Origin of the sequence: uncultured Capnocytophaga sp. (assembly GCF_963525585.1) — a bacterium.
In the GTDB taxonomy this organism is placed as follows: Bacteria; Bacteroidota; Bacteroidia; order Flavobacteriales; family Flavobacteriaceae; genus Capnocytophaga.
In genome coordinates this window covers 1-17,416 of the sequence record NZ_CAURLX010000015.1, presented here as the reverse complement: position 1 = coordinate 17,416, position 17,416 = coordinate 1, and the positions used below count along the sequence as shown (strand labels likewise).

The following is a 17,416-nucleotide window of genomic DNA, read 5'->3' as shown; positions in this document are numbered from 1 at the left end:
TGTATTTAAAAAATTTGCTATCTTTGCACCCTCAAACTGCCTAATTCAAATATGAAAGATAGAAAACGCCTATTAAAAGCGTATGATATCCACTTTGCTGGGCTTAAAATTGGAGAACATCTGTTTGAATACCAGATAGATAATCATTTTTTTGAACTATTTGATTATACTGAATTCAATGATGTTTCAGAGCAAGTAAGTGTTTGCTTAAAGAAAAAGAGTAATCTATTAGAACTCAAATTCTCAAGTAAGGGAACTGTAAATGTGAATTGTGATATTACTAATGAACCCTTTGACCTTCCCACAGAAGGAAGTTTGTTCTTAGTAGTGAAGTTTGGAGAAATCTATAATGATGATAATGATGAGTTACTCATCTTACCGGAGGGAGAACATACACTGAATGTGGCACAATACATTTACGAAATGCTAATCCTTTCTGTTCCCGCCAAGAGAATCCATCCTAATATAGACTCTTTTCCGGAGGCTTTAGAAGCTTTAGAGGCTCTTAGCCCTAAAGAACAAGAAGTAGCTGAGGATCTCTCACAGATAGACCCTCGTTGGAATGAATTACAAAAATTGTTAAACAAATAAAAAAAATAAGAAAATGGCACATCCCAAAAGAAGACAATCCTCTACCCGAAGAGATAAAAGAAGAACTCATGATAAGGCTGTTGCTCCTCAAATAGCAAAAGACCCTACTACAGGAGAATTACACCTCTACCACAGAGCTCATTGGTTTGAAGGTAAGCTATACTACCGTGGGCAAGTCCTTATTGATAATACAGAGACTGAAAACACTGAAAAAACAGCTTAATCAGAAGCTTCATCATATCAAAATCTCCTTATAAAAGGAGATTTTTTTATACTATAAATAATCAGAAAAAGTCTTATTCAAAATTTGAATAAGACTTTCAACAATTAAATAAATATATTATGTCAAAGAAATTTCTTATTTATAAAGAACTTTTTTAACAGCTTTGATTACATCCTGTGCATTAGGCAACCACTCTTGTAATAAGGCTGGTGAATAAGGCGCAGGTGTATCTGCAGTAGTGATTCGCTGGATAGGAGCATCTAGATAGTCAAAAATATGTTCTTGTACTTGGTAGGTAATTTCAGAAGAAACAGAAGCAAATGGCCAAGCTTCTTCTAAGATTACTAAGCGATTTGTTTTCTTTACAGAATTGAAAATAGCCTCCCAATCCATAGGACGAACTGTTCTGATATCTATAATCTCACATTCTATTCCTTCTTTAGCCAATTCTGCAGCTGCAGCAATTGCTTCTTTTATAATCTTACCAAAAGAAACAATAGTTACATCCTTTCCTTCACGTTTAATATCGGCTACTCCAAGAGGAATAATATATTCTTCTTCTGGCACTTCCCCCTTATCTCCGTACATCTGCTCAGATTCCATAAAGATAACAGGGTCATTATCACGGATAGCAGCCTTAAGAAGTCCTTTAGCATCATAAGGAGTAGAAGGAACCACAACCTTAAGACCTGGGCAGTTCGCATACCAATTCTCAAATGCCTGAGAGTGAGTTGCACCCAATTGTCCAGCCGAAGCTGTAGGTCCCCTAAATACAATAGGTATATTAATTTGTCCACCTGACATTTGACGCATCTTAGCAGCATTGCTGATAATCTGATCTATAGCAACTAAGGAAAAGTTAAACGTCATATACTCAATGATTGGTCGGCAACCATTCATTGCTGAACCCACCCCTATTCCTGAAAATCCACTTTCAGCAATAGGAGTATCTATAACTCGCTTAGGACCAAACTCATCAAGCATTCCTTTGGAGGCTTTATAAGCTCCATTATATTCAGCTACTTCTTCTCCCATTAAGTAAATAGAAGGATCTCTGCGCATTTCTTCGCTCATAGCTTCACAAATGGCTTCTCTAAATTGTATTGTTCTCATTTTTATATCTGTAAGAAATATTTTTATTCTATTAATAATGTGTGCAAAGGTACGTTTTTTTTTACTTTATACAAAATCTGTAATTAACTTTGTTATAAAATTTATTTGTTCTTGGTCGAGTTCCGTATGCATTGGCAAAGAAAGTACTTCTTTGACTAACTGATGAGTCACCGGAAAGTCTTCTTCCTTATAACGGCTATCCTGATATGCTTTCTGCTGATGTAATGGAATAGGGTAATATACTCCAAAGGGCACTCCATTTTGGGACAAATATTCCGCAAGAGCATCACGCTTACCATTGGTAATACGGATTGTATATTGGTGAAAAACGTGAGAAGTATCCCCTTGAGGGATTTCGGGAGTAATTATATGTGGATTTTTCTTTAATCCTTCAGAATATAGATGTGCAAAAGCTCTTCTTTTCTGATTGTAGGTATCTAAGTGAGGTAATTTTGCTCGAAGAACACAAGCTTGAAGAGAATCCAGACGAGAATTGACCCCTACCACATCGTGATGATAACGTATATACATCCCGTGATTAACAATTCCTCTTAAGGTATGTGCTAGTTCGTCATCATTGGTAAAAATAGCTCCTCCATCACCGTAACAGCCTAAATTTTTGGAAGGAAAGAAACTAGTGGCTCCTATGTGCCCTATTGTCCCTAATTTTTGCTTTCTTCCATCGCTCCAAGTGAAATCAGCTCCAATTGCCTGTGCATTATCCTCTATCACAAAAAGATGATGCTCCTTTGCTATCTGCATAATAGCTTCCATATTGGCTGGTCGCCCATATAGATGAACAGGAACAATAGCTTTGGTTCTAGGTGTGATTGCTTTTTTTATAGCCTGAATATCAATATTAAATGTATCCTGCTCTACATCTACCAAAACAGGAGTAAGCCCCAAAAGAGCTATTACCTCAACTGTTGCTGCAAAGGTAAAATCAGCTGTAATAACTTCATCCCCTGGCTTTAATCCTAATGCCATCATTGCTATCTGAAGTGCATCTGTACCATTGGCACAAGGGATAACGTGCTTAACCTGTAGGTAGTCCTCTAATTCTTTCTGGAAAGAATGTACTTGAGGTCCATTGATAAAAGCAGCGGTCTCAAGTACCTCATTAAAAGACTGTTGTATCTGAGCTTTCAAAGGCTCATATTGCCCTTGTAAGTCTACCATTTGTATTTTTTTCATCATTAATTTTGTTTTATATCCGATGATACTTTCATTATAGACTGCAAAGGTACAAAACTTTACTGAAAAATATTAATTCTTCAACAATAAAAATAGATAGATTTTTTAACCCATAAGATTACACTTGTAGATAGGTTCTTAAAATATCATAAACATCAAAAATAAAATATATCTACCTCGTGTAAGTTAGTACTATTGGTAATCTCAAAAATTGTTTTGGCTATTTGGAAGTTGGTATTTCCTTAATGTTACCCACTTTTTGATTTTCTATATAGATGTCGCCAAAAGCTCTTTTCTCTACTTTTAAGCGATATTTTACAAATCTTTTTTTATACTTCTCATTAGTAAGGAGACTTTGCATAAATTTTTCTGTCATCTTTTTATAGGCATCGGGTATAGCATCATCTTCATATACAAATCGGTTGGTTTCACGAGTTACTACTATAATTCCCGTATCATCTTCCTTTTTGTTTTGGTAACCTGCATATACCTTAAAAACCTCTCCCCTTTTTCTAAAAGACTCATTATAGATTTGAGCACTTCCAACCAAAGGAAGTATAAATAGTGCTATATAAAGTAACTTTTTCATCATCCTAATGCTTTTATCTCTGCAAAGTTAAGTTTTTTGCCCATAAAACCAAAAGAAATTCACAAATTTATAATTTTTCTTCTATTTTTCGGCTACTTTTGTTGTACTATCTTTCACTAAATCGGTAAGTGGTACTTCCAAGGCTTGAGCAATACGATAGAGAGTGAGCAGGGTTGGGTTGGTACGTCCTTGCTCTATACGAGAGATATTGGTAGTATCAATATTCCCCTCAATACACCCTACCAGATCCACTTGAGAGAGCCCTTTACTCTGGCGTATTTGCTGAATGTTCTTTCCTACCTGCTTAAAAATTTCTAACTTTTCCATAATTTTTCTATCTTTTACACTAGCAAAGGGAAAGAGTTATCCCTCTTGACAAGGCTGTTTGATTAACCAACAGAAGAACAAGCCCTCCTATTTCAGATTTATTTTGTACCTTTGCCCATAAATCTTTATCTATGGGATACTATATGTTTGCTTACGGGGTAAAAACGTCTGAACTTCAGGCTGTTTTTTCATCTAAAAATGAAGCCTTACTCGCTGAGGTTCAGAAGGACGAAATCTTCCAAAACTACGCCGAAGAAGATGATGACAATGAGACCACTAAGGCTCTTACTGATATCATTATGGGGCTTCCTTTTGATGAGAAAAAAGGATATACCTATGGATACGCCTTTATTGGTATTTGTGCTATTTTGGGAAAGAAGCTCCCCTTTACCGAAGAAATAAAGTTCTGGTATGAAACCGATCTTATCAACAAAACACTCTTTGAAGACTATGATATAGAGGTAGAGATAGACACCGAGCTATTCCCTGCCGATCATTTTCATCCCTTCCCTCTACCTGAAATAGAGGACTATCCTATGATAAGCCTCATTGATCAGGAACGATTGAGACATTTAGCTTCTCTGCTGGAGAAAGTTCATAAAACAAAGGAAGAAATAGAAGCTCTGATAGAGGACGACGATGACGAAGAAAGAGGCTTTGCTTATGAACATATTATGGGGCTAAAAGAAAATATCTCTTTTTGTCTTAACAATCAATTAGATATGATAGCATTCTGTCATTAATCCTAAATTGTTAAAAAACACCTATTATTCATCAGATGAATAACCTTTTTCACGATTATACCTCTAAGGAATTTGAGGCACAGGCTCTGACTGTTTTTGCCTTTCAATATCAAAATAATGCTGTATATCAAGAGTTTTGTAACTACTTCAACAAAACTCCCAAGACGGTACATACCCTCAAGGAGATTCCTTTTTTACCTATAGAGTTCTTTAAAAATAAGGAAGTTTATGCTGCTACTAATCCTCCTGAAGAAGTCTTTACCAGCAGTGGCACTACGGGTAGCCAAACGTCTCGGCACTTAGTCAGCTCCTTAACTCTTTATAGAGAAAGTTTTCGCAAGGGATTTACTCATTTCTATGGAGAGATAGGGAGTTATATTTTCTTGGCACTGCTTCCCTCCTATTTAGAGCGTAAAGGTTCTTCTCTTATCTATATGGCTGATGATTTAATTCATAACGCCCAAAAGGAAAGTGGCTTCTACCTCTACAATCAGGAAGAACTTGCCCAGAAACTTATACTTTGGGACTCAAAAGGTCATAAGGTCTTCCTTATGGGAGTATCTTTTGCCCTCTTGGACTTAGTTGAGCAATATCAATTTTCCCTAAAAAATACTATTATTATGGAAACAGGAGGTATGAAGGGACGGCGCAAGGAGCTTATCCGTGAAGAGCTACACAGCATCCTTTGTCGAGGCTTCGGTACAGAGGTAATCCACTCCGAATATGGAATGACAGAGCTACTTTCACAGGCTTATAGCCAAGGAAATGGTCTGTTTGCCCCTGTTCCGTGGATGAAAATCCTTATTCGTGATAGCGAAGATGCCCTTTCTTTCCTACCTTATGGAAAAATTGGTGGTATCAATGTAATAGATTTAGCCAATTATTATTCCTGTAGCTTCATTGCTACTCAAGACTTGGGCAAAGCCTATCCCGATGGCACTTTTGAGGTCTTAGGGCGCTTTGATTCGTCAGATATTCGTGGGTGTAATTTATTAGTTCTACAGAATTAATCCTATGGAAAAATGGTTTTTCTCACCACAAGAAGCTGGGACAGATGAGGCGGGTCGTGGTTGCCTAGCAGGACCTGTAACGGCAGCAGCGGTTATCCTTCCTGAAGACTTCTACCATCCCCTACTCAATGACTCCAAACAAATGACTGAGAAACAGCGCAATCAGCTTCGTCCTATTATCGAAGAACAGGCACTGAGCTATGCTGTAGTACATCTCTCTCCTCAACGAATTGACCAGATTAATATCCTCAATGCCTCTATTGAAGCTATGCAGCAGGCTTTAGACAAACTCACTCTCACTCCGGAGTTTATTGTAGTAGATGGGAATCGATTCAAACCCTATAAGAGGATTCCTTACTCCTGTCAGGTCAAAGGAGATGCACGATTTATGCGTATTGCTGCCGCCTCGGTACTGGCTAAGACCTACCGCGATGCTTATATGGAAGAGCTCCACAAGGAATTCCCTATGTACCATTGGGATAAGAATAAAGGGTACCCCACGAAAGAACACCGAGCAGCTATTCTTGAGTTTGGAGCTTGCGAACACCACCGAAAGACATTCCAATTGATTGATATTCAGTTAAAATTCGAATTTTAACTATACCGAGCGTTGCACCACCTCAAAGAGCTTTCCTCCATCACACTTGATAGTTTTGGAAGGGAACTTGAGGATGAGGGCATAATCGTGGGTAGCCATTAGGATAGAGCGTCCGGAATCATTAATCTCCCGCATCACTTTCATAATCTCGACACTGGTTTCAGGATCCAGATTTCCTGTAGGCTCATCAGCGAGAATCAGGTCAGGGTCATTGAGCAAGGCGCGCGCAATCGCCACTCGCTGTTGCTCCCCTCCTGATAACTCGTGAGGATACTTCTGTAACTTGGTATCCATCTTCACTTTTGCCAATACACTCTTGATACGTGCTTCTATCTTTGCTTCTTCTTTCCAGCCTGTAGCCCTTAGAACAAATTCTAGATTAGCAAAGACATCTCTATCGGGAAGAAGCTTAAAATCCTGAAAAACGACCCCTATCTTTCGTCTCAGATAAGGAATTTCGGATTCCTTAAGGGTGGTAAGGTCAAAATCTACTGCTGTTCCTGTTCCTTTCTTCAGAGGAAGATCCCCGTAAAGTATCTTCAGAAGCGAACTCTTCCCGCTCCCTGTTTTCCCTATCAGATACACGAATTCACCTCGCTCAATGGTAAGGTTAATATCGTGAAGAATAAGATTTTTTCTTTGAAAAACAGAGGCTTCTTTGAGCTCTACTACTATCTTCCCCATTATTTATTCTATCTGTGATTAATTATATCTGGATTTGGATTATGCATACATTGCCTCTATTTCTCGGAAATAATTCTTATAGATATTCTTTCGCTTGAGCTTAAGAGTAGGCGTCAGCTCATCATTATTAATTGTGAAAGGGCTTGTGAGTAGGGTAAATTTCTTAATTTGCTCATAAGCCGCCAATTCTTGCTGAAGATTCTGTAACCTTTTCTGGAAGAAATCCACGATTTGGCTATTTTTTATCAGTTCAGCATAGTTTTTATATTTCAGATTGAGTGACTTTGCATATTCTGCTAAAGCGTCATAATTGGGTACAATAAGAGCAGAAACATATTTGCGAGCATCTGCAATAATAGCAATTTGTTCAATAAAGCTATCCTTACCCACCTTTCCTTCTATTTGCTGAGGAGCTATATATTTTCCGTTGGAGGTTTTCATCAATTCCTTGATACGCTCAGTGATAAAAATATTCCCTTGCTCATCTATATAGCCAGCATCGCCTGTACGCAAGAAACCATCCTCGGTAAAGGCTTTGGCATTTTCCTCAGGATTGTTATAATAACCTTTGGTGATAGAGCCTCCCTTAAGTAGAATTTCGTTATTCTCTCCTATTTTAGCTTGTATATTAGGCAAAAGAGTACCTACTGACTTGAGCTTGAACTTGTTATCATCCCAGCAGGATACTGTTGCGGTAGTCTCAGTCATCCCATAACCCAAGGTTACATTGACTCCTATTGCTCTGAAAAAACGCCCAATAGAAGGTTCCAAAAGTGCTCCTCCACAAGGAATCATTTGGATATTACCTCCCATAGCCTCTTTTAGCTTCTGGAAAACGAGTTTATCAGCCGTATTATAGAGTTTTTTTAGGATAATGGAAGGATATTTCCCTTTTTTAGTTCTTCCCAACTGTATTTTAGCAATTCGAGTAGCCATAGCAAATACCATACGCTTTACTGGAGACTGCTTTCCTACATTCTCATAGATTTTGGTATATATTTTCTCCAATAAGCGGGGTACCACACACATATAGTGTGGGCGTACCTCCTTGAGGACTTCTGCAACTCGGTTAGTATCATCTAAGTAGCAGTTAATCACTCCCTTATGAAGCACATAGGCTACCCACATCCGCTCATATACATGAGAGAGAGGCAAGAAAGACAAGGAAACATTTCTTTCTACCACACTCAATCGTTCATCGTGGTTAATAAGCTGATAGGCAACATTTTCATAATCTATAAGGACTCCCTTGGGATTCCCTGTAGTTCCTGAAGTATAAATGATCGTATAGATATCCCTAAGATTTCGCTGAGCGAATCGCTTCTCTAGCTCTTCAGTGTAGTTTTTACCTTGAGGAAGTGTTATGAATTGAGATAAAGAAACCACAAAAGGGTTCTTTTCTTTTACAAGTTCCTCATTGAATACAACTACTTGCTGTAATTGAGGACATTTTTCTTTTATTTGCTGTATTTTATCAAATTGTTCTTGTTCTCCAACGAATAAAATACGAATATTAGCATCATTGATGATATAAGCAGCCTGATCAGCTGTATTAGTAGCATAGATAGGTACTGCACAGGCTCTTAGGTGGGCTGCTGCCATATCCACCATAGTCCACTGAGGGGAGTTGGGAGCAAAAATTCCTATATTCTCCTGTACTCCTACTTGGTAATGTAAAAGTGCTTTGGTAAGTTCTTGGATTTTGTCATAAAATACAGTCCAAGACATAGGGCGCCACTGCCCTTCTTCCCAATAGCGAATCGCTTCACCTTCCTTATAATGTGTAGCTTGTGAAGCCAATCGAGTAACTAAGTGAAATTTTTCTAAATCCATCACAGTTAGTTTGCGTTTTAAATAGCAAAGTTAGTGTTTTTTCAGCACATAAATCTAAACAGAATGTTAAATATTTCTCGTGTTAATATAAGGCATTGACCATAATTGTAATTTGTTCCTTGCCTTTATCATACCATTTGAGCCAGCCTTTATATATAGGCAGCTGTACTCCATTAAGATATATCACTTCTGTTTCTATTTCTATCCAATTATCTCTACAATCTATAAGAGAAATAACACCGTGATGTTCTTTATCTACTATACATTTTCCATTAGGAGTATCATATAGTTTCATCTGCCCACTGAAAGTAAGTAATTCACATTTACTAAGATAATGAAGCCAATTCTCAAAACTAAACCAAAAGGTTGTTTTAGGTTTTATGAAATCATCCTCGTATGTAGAAGATTTCTTATCATATACATAATACTCAGCTTTTTTATTTTTCTTAATAAAAAAAGAATTTCCTCTATGTTCATCTATTACTATCTGATAGAAATCTTTCCCTTCAGATAATACCCTAAAAATAAGTACCGGGGAAACAATACCTCTTACTTGTTCATTGGTTCCCATTACACCAACCATTCCTAAATCTGCTCCTGGAAAGAATTTGTACGGAGCTATAGGACTGCTCAGTTTCAGCATAAGAGTTCCCTTTTTATCTTTCTGATAAACAATAGAATCCGTAGGATACAAATCATTAGGATGCTTATACAGTGGTAGTGTATGTTGTGTATTGACCGTCAAAAGTCCTATTCCTAATTCCTTTTCAAAATTTTGTGCCTTACAAAACAAAGAAAAGAAGAGTATTGTATAGAAAAAAGCGCACCTCATAGATAACATATTAAAAATCAAGAGGAAATAAAGTCATCTCTCATTTCCTCTTGGAAAACAAACTATTATTTCTTATGTGCCTCTACATAATACTCGTAGAAATATGGAATGGTTTCTATTCCTTTGAAGAAATTAAATAGCCCATAGTGCTCATTAGGAGAGTGAATAAGATCCGAATCAAATCCAAATCCCATAAGAATAGACTTAGTGCCTAATTCCCTCTCGAAAAGAGCTACAATAGGAATACTTCCTCCTTCTGGAGAAGGAACTGGACGCTTACCAAAGGTCTTTTCCATCGCTTTTTCTGCAGCACGGTATCCATCATTATCAATAGACATAGCATAAGCAGGACCTCCTCCTAAGTTAGTTACCTTAACAGTAACCCCTTCAGGAGCTATACGTTGTATATGTTCTGTGAAAAGAGCCTCTATCTCCTTATTATCTTGGTTGGGCACCAAGCGCATAGAAATCTTAGCTGACGCCTTACTAGGAATAATCGTCTTAGCTCCTTCACCTATATAGCCTCCCCAGATTCCATTGACATCCAAGGTAGGACGTATAGCAGAACTTTCGATTACTGAATAGCCGTCCTCCAAAAGTACATCTTTTACTCCTAAGTCTTTTTTGTATTCTTCCAAAGAGAATGGAATCTTAGCAAAAAGAGCACGCTCCTCAGCAGAAAACTCTTTTACCTTATCATAGAAGTGTGGAATAGTTACACGATGATGTTCATCATGAAGCTGAGCAATCATCTGAGCTAAAATATTCACTGGGTTGGCAACGGCTCCTCCATAAACTCCTGAGTGTAAGTCTCGGTTAGGACCTGTAACTTCTACCTGAAGATAGCTAAGCCCACGAAGACTGGTTGTAATAGAAGGAGTCTCTCTACCAATAATACTTGTATCCGAAATCAAGATGATATCGTTCTTAAGTTTTTCCTTATTCTTTTCCACAAACCATCCTAAGTTCTTAGAACCTACTTCCTCTTCTCCTTCAATCATAAACTTAATATTGCAAGGAAGCTTTCCCTCTTTGACCATATATTCAAAGGCTTTTACATGCATAAACATCTGCCCTTTGTCATCACAAGCTCCACGAGCAAAAATAGCTCCCTCAGGATGAAGTTCTGTAGTCTTAATTACTGGTTCAAAAGGATCTGTCTCCCATAATTCGAGAGGGTCTGCAGGTTGTACATCATAATGCCCATATACAAGTACTGTAGGAAGATGGTCTCCCACGTGCTTTTCTCCATATACTACAGGATTCCCTGGAGTTTCACATACTTGGGCTGTATCACACCCTGCTTTAAGAAGAGATTCCTTTACCCATTGGGCTGTAGCTTCGATAGAGGGCTTATATGCTGAGTCAGCACTAACAGACGGCATACGTAATAGGTCAAACAGTTCGCTTAAGAAACGTTCTTTGTGTTCTTGGATATAATTTTTTATTTCCATTTTTATTGTTAATTTGTTGATTTTTCGAAATTTATATTTATTCTTACTCCCATTCGATAGTTGCAGGCGGTTTGGAACTGATGTCATAAACCACACGATTTACCCCTTTTACTTTATTAATAATCTCATTAGAGATTTTCTGTAAGAAATCATAGGGCAAGTGTACCCAATCGGCAGTCATTCCATCGGTACTCTCTACCGCACGTAGAGCTACACATTTTTCATAAGTACGCTCGTCTCCCATTACTCCTACACTATTGATAGGAAGGAGAATAGCTCCTGCTTGCCATACCTTATCATAGAGCTGATGCTCCTTAAGTCCATTAATGAAAAGAGCATCTACCTCCTGTAAAGTAGCCACTTTCTCTGGAGTAATATCGCCTAGAATACGTATTGCCAACCCTGGACCGGGGAAAGGATGGCGCCCTAAGAGTTCTGCAGGAATTCCTAAAGAAGCTCCTACACGGCGCACTTCATCTTTGAAAAGCATTCGTAAGGGTTCCACAATCTTGAGTTTCATATAGTCTGGTAATCCCCCTACATTATGATGGCTCTTTATAGTTGCTGAAGGTCCTTTTACCGATACTGATTCTATAACATCTGGGTAGATAGTCCCTTGTGCCAGATAGGTAACATCGGTAATCTGATGGGCTTCTTTGTCAAATACTTCTATAAATACTCGCCCTATAGTTTTGCGTTTTTGCTCTGGGTCTGTAATTCCTGCTAAGGCGGAAAGAAATTCTCCGGAAGCATCTACTCCCTTGATATTAAGCCCCATTCCCTGATACTGAGCCAACACACTTTCGAACTCTCCCTTTCTTAAAAGACCATTATTGACAAAAATACAATGTAATTGGCTCCCAATAGCCTTATTAAGAAGTACGGCTGCCACTGTAGAATCCACTCCTCCTGAGAGTCCTAGTACTACTTTTTCCTTTCCTACTTGTTGCTTAAGAGCTGCTACAGTAGTCTCTATAAAGTTGTCCGGTGTCCAAGAAGGTGTAATCTTCGCTATCTTAAAGAGGAAGTTCTCCAAGAACTTTTTCCCATCTGTAGAATGATATACTTCTGGATGGAATTGAATAGCATAAGTAGATTCTCCTTCAATACGATAGGCTGCATTGGTAACATCTGGTGTACTTGCTAAGCATACCCCTCCTGTGGGTAGTTGCTTAATGGTATCGCTATGGCTCATCCATACTTGACTGTTATGAGGAATTCCCTCTAGGAAGGGTTCTTCCTGCTTAACAAATACCAAGTGTGCTCGTCCATATTCACGGATATCAGAAGGAGCGACCTCTCCCCCAAAGAAGTGTGCCAGATACTGAGCTCCATAACACACTGCTAAGAGTGGTTTCTTCCCTCGTAAGTGCGAAAGGTCAGGATGTGGTGCATCGGTAGCACGTACCGAATAAGGTGATCCTGAGAGAATTACAGCCGAGAAATCAGCTACATTCTCAGGAAGATGATTGTATGGGTGTATCTCACAATATACATTGAGCTCTCGCACTCTGCGCGCTATAAGCTGTGTATATTGTGAACCAAAATCTAAAATAAGTACTTTATTCATTGAATTTTATTTTAAAGATAATAAATAATGCCAAACTGTACTACTAAGTTATTCAAAGAATTCTGAAAAGGCGAAGCGGTGTAATACTCTTCATAATTATTAAGCCCTCCCCTACCTGATTTGGCCCGAGCCTCAAGGCTCAACGAAGGAAGTATAGGCACTTCTATCCCTACAATTCCTGCAATATCAAACGTTCTGGGAGAGGGTATTTTACTATCCTTTCTGACCAGAAGGTCTGTACTAAGCCCTGCATCCAGATAAAAATGATCCGATAGGCGAAAATGCATAATATAAGCCAAGGAAAGGTATCCTAAATTGTATTTTCCTTCATATTGAGGATTATGAGAAACATTATATTTTGCCCCTTGTCCTGAATATATTAGTTCCAATTTCCCGTTAATTGTGTGCTCAGTGCGTGTAACTGCCAAAGCTCCTACATAAAAATCTGTTATATAAGAAAATTCTTGTGTCTGATAGAAAAAATTCCTCGAAAAGGTAGCCAAAGATACCCCTGCCTTTGCTCCTATTTGGATATTGCTTTCCTGAGAATAGAGGGAAAGTAGAGGGAATATCAAGAAGAAAAATAATAGTTTTCTCATTTTTAACTTATTACTTACAAATGGCAAAGATAACAATATAAAACTTAAAAAAAAATAGTTTTCATTAAATATTCGTACTTTTGCAGTATTAAATTACACTTTCAATGAAAGAGACTCACCAAACACATTACATCGTACTGATATTCATCGCTATAGCACATTGCCTGAATGACTTATTACAGGGAGTTCTTCCCTCTATTTATCCTGCCCTACAGAGCAAATTCTCCCTTTCGATGACACAAATAGGTGTGATCACCTTATGTTACCAGCTTTCGGCTTCCATCCTACAGCCTCTGGTAGGAGCTTATACGGATAAGCACCCTAAGCCTTTTTCACAAGTATTAGGAATGGGATTTAGTGCTATAGGCATTGGCTTACTTGCGTATGTGAATAGCTATGAGCTTATTCTGGTTTCGGTTATTTTCATAGGAATTGGTTCTTCTATCTTTCACCCTGAATCCTCTCGTATTTCCTTCTTAGCCTCAGGAGGCAAACGCTCCTTTGCTCAAGCGATTTTCCAATTGGGAGGAAATTTAGGAAGTGCCCTAGCTCCTCTGCTGGTAATCCTTATTATCCTTGGCAAGCGCTCTTCTGGAAGTGTTCTGATAGAAGAAACGCACTTAGAGAAACTCATTTGGTTTGTTCTATTCCCAGCGGTGGCTATTCTCATTCTCTTTTTTATCGGAAATTGGCGTAAAAAACTCCTTAAGAAAGCTCAGACAACCTCTAAAAGAGAAATTCCCCTGCCAGACCTTACTCACGCACAGATACGCAATTCTGTCATTATCCTTATGCTCCTAGTTTTCTCAAAGAACTTTTATACTGCAGGGATTAGTAATTATTTTCAATTCTATACACTGGAGAAGTTTGGTTTTAGCCACGCACAAGCACAATTATACCTATTTTATTACTTAGGAGCTGCTGCTGCGGGTACGCTCATTGGTGGATTTTTTGGAGATAGAGTAGGCAGAAAGTTCATTATATGGTTCTCTATTTTAGGAACAGCTCCTTTTGCCCTATGGCTCCCTTATGCAGATGCTGATACAACAGCTATTCTTGTTATACTCATAGGCTTTATTATTTCCTCTGCTTTTGCCTCCATTCTGGTGTATTCTCAGGAACTTCTTCCTAAGAAAATAGGGATGATTTCAGGTGTTTTCTATGGATTTGCCTTTGGAATGGGAGGGCTTGCTTCAGCTCTTTTAGGAAAGCTTATAGACCTTACAGATATTACCTTTGTGTATAAGGTTTGTTCTTTTCTTCCTTTAATGGGGCTTATTGCTTATTTTCTTCCTAACTTGAGAAAAGTAAAAATGAAAGAATAATCTTGAAGTAGAGTGCAAAGATACAATATTTTTCTCATAAAAACAAATAAAAAATAAAATTTTTAAGATGTCAAAATAATTTCATATATTTGCACTCTGAAAATTAATGTGTTATGGAATTATTTAAGGGACAAAGCCTCTTAGAGTTTACTGAACGCTTTAAAACAGACTTAGATTGCGAAGAATATCTAGCTTCTTTAAAGTGGGAAGATGGATATTGTTGTCGCAAATGTGGTCATAAAAAATACCTGATTTTTCCTCAAAATCAATAGAAGTATGGGAATTGGTAGAATTTTTAAAAGAATAGCACTCATTATAGCAATTTTAGGAATAATTGGTGTGATACTTTTTATTGTTTTAATTAGTTTAATTCGCCTTGATTTTCGAAGTGAGTTAGCTCCTATAAGTAAAAAAGAAAAGGAATTATTTGAGGAGATAGAACAGGAAACGGGGTTTGTGGCAGATACAACATCTCGTATTTTTACCAAAGAAAGATGTTGTAACCACACAATAGAATATAATATTGATTTTTATCTTGATGAAAATAATAAATCATTTATTAACAAAGAGGAAAAACATATAAATAGTATTTTAGAAGAAAAATCCATTAACCTGTATAAAATAGCACAACATATAAAATTAGATAAAAACCAAAAAATGTATTTTTGTATTAAATATCACAAAGAAAAGGAAAGTACTTATCTGTATTTTATAGAAAAAACAGATACGTATGTTTTATATAATTGGAATAAAAAAGATACTATTTTTCTAAAATAAAAAGTGGTGTTTCAAAATGTATGATATTGATCAAAGAAATAAAGATAATATATATCAACGTCTTTGGTTTTAGTAGAGGAGCTGCTGCAGCACGTTATTTTATTTCAGAGGAAATGTCAATTACTTCTTATATGAGGGTTGATAGGAAGACACCTATAATCTTTAACTTTGTAGGACTCTTTGATACGGTTGCCTCTTTTGGGTTAATTCATAAAAACGATGTATCTCAGTTAAATTTAAAAATGGGAGCTAAACCTAATAAAGTAGTTCATTTGATAGCATCCGATGAATATCGTGAAAATTTCAAACTTACAAATATAGACAGTACAATAAAACAAGATGAGTTTTTATATAGAATACAAGAGCAAATATTAAAATATGCAAAGGAAAATGATGGAATCAACTCTATAAAGGTTCAGTTATCAAAAGAAGATTTACACAAATTAAGACATCAGTATCTACACCGTTCTAATCAAGATGATGATATGATAGCTATGTATGGGAGATATAAAGAAGGAAAACCTAAACGAGACATTTTACAAGGATAAATTATGAAAAAGTATGTAATAATAGGCATTATAGTGCTTCTGATAGGAACACTCGTTTACTATAGAAAGAATGTATCTTGGAAACTTAGTAAAGCAAAACATTCTATAACAAAAATAATGAATAAGATGACAAAAAAATACCACTGGCTTATTTTAACCACAGGAGATGAAGGATATACAACAGAAATAGTAGATGGTGCATTCATTTACGATAATGGAGGAAGGGAATATATTCCTTCGGAGCAAAGCTTACGAGCAAGTTTGTTCCACGACTCAGGAACAGATATCGTAGGAGAGTGGGAGCGTCCTATCCCCGTAAAAATGGAAATTACCTGGTTTTCGTATGCGGAAAATAAGTTTTATTCAGGTTCTTTTGATTTAGATGTGCCTCGTATCACTAAGTTGTTTCAAGAAGGTTATCTTGACAAGTTTGGCGATACCAGCTATTATGATTTTAAAATTGCAGTATTGCCTGCAGGACAGGTATTGCTCTATTTAAGTGGAGCCAATACTATTTTAGTCGGTGAATATCAAGCAAAAGAATATATTGTAGAAGGAGATGAGGCTTTCCATAGGATAATGGAAGTACCAGAAATAAGCATTATAAGGGATTGGTCAAGAGAAACTGCTGTACAACAATATCAAAATAGTATGCCGCAACAAACTCAAGAGGAGATCAGAAACAATAAACTTTCAACTCATATATGGAAGGAGGTTATCATTAAATACCCTTGGCGTTTTACCATCCATATTGCGGATAAAGATGATTATCCTCTAAAAATGATTTCACGTCCTTATGATGCCGGCAAGTATCTTTTATTTATTGATGGGGAGAAAAATATGCATTTTGACCTTGATTTTCTAACAGGTTTTGCCCCTAAACCTATTCCTGTAGAAATAGATGCTGTGTATGATGGGCAAGGAGGTGAGTATGTAATAAGGGTTTACCCTGGTAATGTAGGGGGTGAAGAGTTTATTGCTTTGCCTTATGAGCAATATCGCAAGCGAGAGCAACAACTTGTAAAACTTTTTAAGGAGTTTTATAAAAGGATAGGAAAACAACCCTTTGATCTACATTTAGAAATAGATAAAAAGTTTGAAAATCCTAAACTATACCTAAAAAAAGATGATATAATGCAGGAAATCCCCAATGTAGAGTTTGAGCTATTTAATAGTACATTTGACATCCAATTATATCCCAAAGAGTAATCTATGAAAGGCACTTACTACAAAACTCCCATAGACTTCAAGGCACTGATAGAGAAGCGCGACCTTGCCAAGACCACCTTAGCGACCTCAATCGACCAGCAACTCTTCCTACTGGCTACCACAGCTTGGGGAGAGTGTAAGTTTGATGAATTTACCATAGGAGGAAAAGAGGAAGGAAAACAAGGTAGAAGCTATGA

19 protein-coding genes and 2 pseudogenes are annotated in these 17,416 nt (G+C 37.2%); 11 read left to right on the top strand and 10 right to left on the bottom strand.

Going from position 1 to position 17,416, the window contains the following annotated elements; genetic code table 11:
• The first annotated feature begins 51 nt into the window (after positions 1–51).
• The gene (locus tag RYK20_RS05330; protein ID WP_297979636.1) at positions 52–591 is read left to right on the top strand and encodes a DUF177 domain-containing protein; all 540 of its coding nucleotides are present in this window, start codon (positions 52–54) and stop codon (positions 589–591) included.
• A gap of 13 nt (positions 592–604) precedes the next feature.
• Positions 605–814 carry a 50S ribosomal protein L32 gene (gene rpmF, locus RYK20_RS05325; RefSeq protein ID WP_297979625.1) on the top strand — a complete coding sequence of 70 codons (210 nt, stop codon included), beginning with the start codon at positions 605–607 and terminating at the stop codon, positions 812–814.
• A 135-nt stretch (positions 815–949) separates the two neighbouring features.
• Here the strand turns inward: rpmF and RYK20_RS05320 are convergent, their stop codons facing one another.
• From RYK20_RS05320 to RYK20_RS05305, 4 genes are all read right to left on the bottom strand, one after another.
• Entirely contained in the window at positions 950–1,927 is a 978-nt protein-coding gene (locus tag RYK20_RS05320) for a pyruvate dehydrogenase complex E1 component subunit beta (RefSeq protein ID WP_311456941.1), read from the bottom strand.
• 66 nt (positions 1,928–1,993) lie between these two features.
• Complete coding sequence (locus RYK20_RS05315) at positions 1,994–3,121, bottom strand: DegT/DnrJ/EryC1/StrS family aminotransferase (protein ID WP_314894682.1); 1,128 nt, start codon at positions 3,119–3,121, stop codon at positions 1,994–1,996.
• Positions 3,122–3,341: 220 nt separating this feature from the next.
• Positions 3,342–3,710, bottom strand: coding sequence for a hypothetical protein (locus RYK20_RS05310; RefSeq protein WP_311456943.1), 369 nt, complete (start codon positions 3,708–3,710; stop codon positions 3,342–3,344).
• An 81-nt stretch (positions 3,711–3,791) separates the two neighbouring features.
• Complete coding sequence (locus RYK20_RS05305) at positions 3,792–4,037, bottom strand: helix-turn-helix transcriptional regulator (protein ID WP_311456944.1); 246 nt, start codon at positions 4,035–4,037, stop codon at positions 3,792–3,794.
• A 131-nt stretch (positions 4,038–4,168) separates the two neighbouring features.
• On the opposite strand from RYK20_RS05305, the gene RYK20_RS05300 reads away from it, so the two are divergent.
• Genes RYK20_RS05300 through RYK20_RS05290 form a run of 3 tightly spaced genes read left to right on the top strand, consistent with a single transcriptional unit; the run spans position 4,169 to position 6,388 of the window.
• A complete protein-coding gene (locus RYK20_RS05300; RefSeq protein ID WP_311456945.1) occupies positions 4,169–4,780 on the top strand; it encodes a pyruvate dehydrogenase in 612 nt (203 codons plus the stop codon).
• A 35-nt stretch (positions 4,781–4,815) separates the two neighbouring features.
• Positions 4,816–5,790 carry an acyl transferase gene (locus tag RYK20_RS05295; protein ID WP_311456946.1) on the top strand — a complete coding sequence of 325 codons (975 nt, stop codon included), beginning with the start codon at positions 4,816–4,818 and terminating at the stop codon, positions 5,788–5,790.
• Between the two features lie 4 nt (positions 5,791–5,794).
• The gene (locus RYK20_RS05290; RefSeq protein WP_297981004.1) at positions 5,795–6,388 is read left to right on the top strand and encodes a ribonuclease HII; all 594 of its coding nucleotides are present in this window, start codon (positions 5,795–5,797) and stop codon (positions 6,386–6,388) included.
• Here the strand turns inward: RYK20_RS05290 and RYK20_RS05285 are convergent, their stop codons facing one another.
• From RYK20_RS05285 to RYK20_RS05260, 6 genes are all read right to left on the bottom strand, one after another.
• Positions 6,389–7,072 carry an ATP-binding cassette domain-containing protein gene (locus RYK20_RS05285; RefSeq protein ID WP_311456947.1) on the bottom strand — a complete coding sequence of 228 codons (684 nt, stop codon included), beginning with the start codon at positions 7,070–7,072 and terminating at the stop codon, positions 6,389–6,391.
• Between the two features lie 39 nt (positions 7,073–7,111).
• Positions 7,112–8,905, bottom strand: a complete 1,794-nt coding sequence (locus RYK20_RS05280) for a long-chain fatty acid--CoA ligase (protein ID WP_311456948.1) — start codon at positions 8,903–8,905, stop codon at positions 7,112–7,114.
• An 82-nt stretch (positions 8,906–8,987) separates the two neighbouring features.
• Positions 8,988–9,737: a hypothetical protein gene (locus RYK20_RS05275; protein ID WP_314894681.1), complete on the bottom strand. Its 750-nt coding sequence runs from the start codon at positions 9,735–9,737 to the stop codon at positions 8,988–8,990.
• A 65-nt stretch (positions 9,738–9,802) separates the two neighbouring features.
• Positions 9,803–11,191 carry a dipeptidase gene (locus RYK20_RS05270; protein ID WP_314894680.1) on the bottom strand — a complete coding sequence of 463 codons (1,389 nt, stop codon included), beginning with the start codon at positions 11,189–11,191 and terminating at the stop codon, positions 9,803–9,805.
• Positions 11,192–11,234: 43 nt separating this feature from the next.
• Complete coding sequence (gene guaA / locus RYK20_RS05265) at positions 11,235–12,761, bottom strand: glutamine-hydrolyzing GMP synthase (protein ID WP_314894679.1); 1,527 nt, start codon at positions 12,759–12,761, stop codon at positions 11,235–11,237.
• A gap of 11 nt (positions 12,762–12,772) precedes the next feature.
• Positions 12,773–13,360: a hypothetical protein gene (locus RYK20_RS05260; protein WP_314894678.1), complete on the bottom strand. Its 588-nt coding sequence runs from the start codon at positions 13,358–13,360 to the stop codon at positions 12,773–12,775.
• A 104-nt stretch (positions 13,361–13,464) separates the two neighbouring features.
• On the opposite strand from RYK20_RS05260, the gene RYK20_RS05255 reads away from it, so the two are divergent.
• The 6 genes and pseudogenes from RYK20_RS05255 to RYK20_RS05230 form a co-directional block, all read left to right on the top strand.
• Positions 13,465–14,685, top strand: coding sequence for an MFS transporter (locus RYK20_RS05255; protein WP_297980987.1), 1,221 nt, complete (start codon positions 13,465–13,467; stop codon positions 14,683–14,685).
• Positions 14,686–14,798: 113 nt separating this feature from the next.
• Positions 14,799–14,927 (top strand): annotated as a pseudogene (locus RYK20_RS05250) (IS1595 family transposase); the annotation flags it as partial.
• Positions 14,928–14,961: 34 nt separating this feature from the next.
• A complete protein-coding gene (locus RYK20_RS05245; RefSeq protein WP_095914104.1) occupies positions 14,962–15,462 on the top strand; it encodes a hypothetical protein in 501 nt (166 codons plus the stop codon).
• A gap of 20 nt (positions 15,463–15,482) precedes the next feature.
• Positions 15,483–16,010, top strand: a complete 528-nt coding sequence (locus RYK20_RS05240; RefSeq protein ID WP_314894677.1) for a DUF2235 domain-containing protein — start codon at positions 15,483–15,485, stop codon at positions 16,008–16,010.
• Between the two features lie 3 nt (positions 16,011–16,013).
• On the top strand, positions 16,014–17,219 hold the full coding sequence (locus tag RYK20_RS05235) for a DUF2931 family protein (protein ID WP_314894676.1): 1,206 nt from the start codon (positions 16,014–16,016) through the stop codon (positions 17,217–17,219).
• 3 nt (positions 17,220–17,222) lie between these two features.
• A pseudogene (locus RYK20_RS05230) lies at positions 17,223–17,416 on the top strand (hypothetical protein); the annotation flags it as partial.

Bases quoted from the DNA above. Each gene is read 5' to 3' on its own strand.
- RYK20_RS05330 (WP_297979636.1), top strand. From the start codon at position 52: ATGAAAGATAGAAAACGCCTATTAAAAGCGTATGATATCCACTTTGCT.
- rpmF (WP_297979625.1), top strand. From the start codon at position 605: ATGGCACATCCCAAAAGAAGACAATCCTCTACCCGAAGAGATAAAAGA.
- RYK20_RS05320 (WP_311456941.1), bottom strand. From the start codon at position 1,927: ATGAGAACAATACAATTTAGAGAAGCCATTTGTGAAGCTATGAGCGAA.
- RYK20_RS05315 (WP_314894682.1), bottom strand. From the start codon at position 3,121: ATGAAAAAAATACAAATGGTAGACTTACAAGGGCAATATGAGCCTTTG.
- RYK20_RS05310 (WP_311456943.1), bottom strand. From the start codon at position 3,710: ATGAAAAAGTTACTTTATATAGCACTATTTATACTTCCTTTGGTTGGA.
- RYK20_RS05305 (WP_311456944.1), bottom strand. From the start codon at position 4,037: ATGGAAAAGTTAGAAATTTTTAAGCAGGTAGGAAAGAACATTCAGCAA.
- RYK20_RS05300 (WP_311456945.1), top strand. From the start codon at position 4,169: ATGGGATACTATATGTTTGCTTACGGGGTAAAAACGTCTGAACTTCAG.
- RYK20_RS05295 (WP_311456946.1), top strand. From the start codon at position 4,816: ATGAATAACCTTTTTCACGATTATACCTCTAAGGAATTTGAGGCACAG.
- RYK20_RS05290 (WP_297981004.1), top strand. From the start codon at position 5,795: ATGGAAAAATGGTTTTTCTCACCACAAGAAGCTGGGACAGATGAGGCG.
- RYK20_RS05285 (WP_311456947.1), bottom strand. From the start codon at position 7,072: ATGGGGAAGATAGTAGTAGAGCTCAAAGAAGCCTCTGTTTTTCAAAGA.
- RYK20_RS05280 (WP_311456948.1), bottom strand. From the start codon at position 8,905: ATGGATTTAGAAAAATTTCACTTAGTTACTCGATTGGCTTCACAAGCT.
- RYK20_RS05275 (WP_314894681.1), bottom strand. From the start codon at position 9,737: ATGAGGTGCGCTTTTTTCTATACAATACTCTTCTTTTCTTTGTTTTGT.
- RYK20_RS05270 (WP_314894680.1), bottom strand. From the start codon at position 11,191: ATGGAAATAAAAAATTATATCCAAGAACACAAAGAACGTTTCTTAAGC.
- guaA (WP_314894679.1), bottom strand. From the start codon at position 12,761: ATGAATAAAGTACTTATTTTAGATTTTGGTTCACAATATACACAGCTT.
- RYK20_RS05260 (WP_314894678.1), bottom strand. From the start codon at position 13,360: ATGAGAAAACTATTATTTTTCTTCTTGATATTCCCTCTACTTTCCCTC.
- RYK20_RS05255 (WP_297980987.1), top strand. From the start codon at position 13,465: ATGAAAGAGACTCACCAAACACATTACATCGTACTGATATTCATCGCT.
- RYK20_RS05245 (WP_095914104.1), top strand. From the start codon at position 14,962: ATGGGAATTGGTAGAATTTTTAAAAGAATAGCACTCATTATAGCAATT.
- RYK20_RS05240 (WP_314894677.1), top strand. From the start codon at position 15,483: ATGATATTGATCAAAGAAATAAAGATAATATATATCAACGTCTTTGGT.
- RYK20_RS05235 (WP_314894676.1), top strand. From the start codon at position 16,014: ATGAAAAAGTATGTAATAATAGGCATTATAGTGCTTCTGATAGGAACA.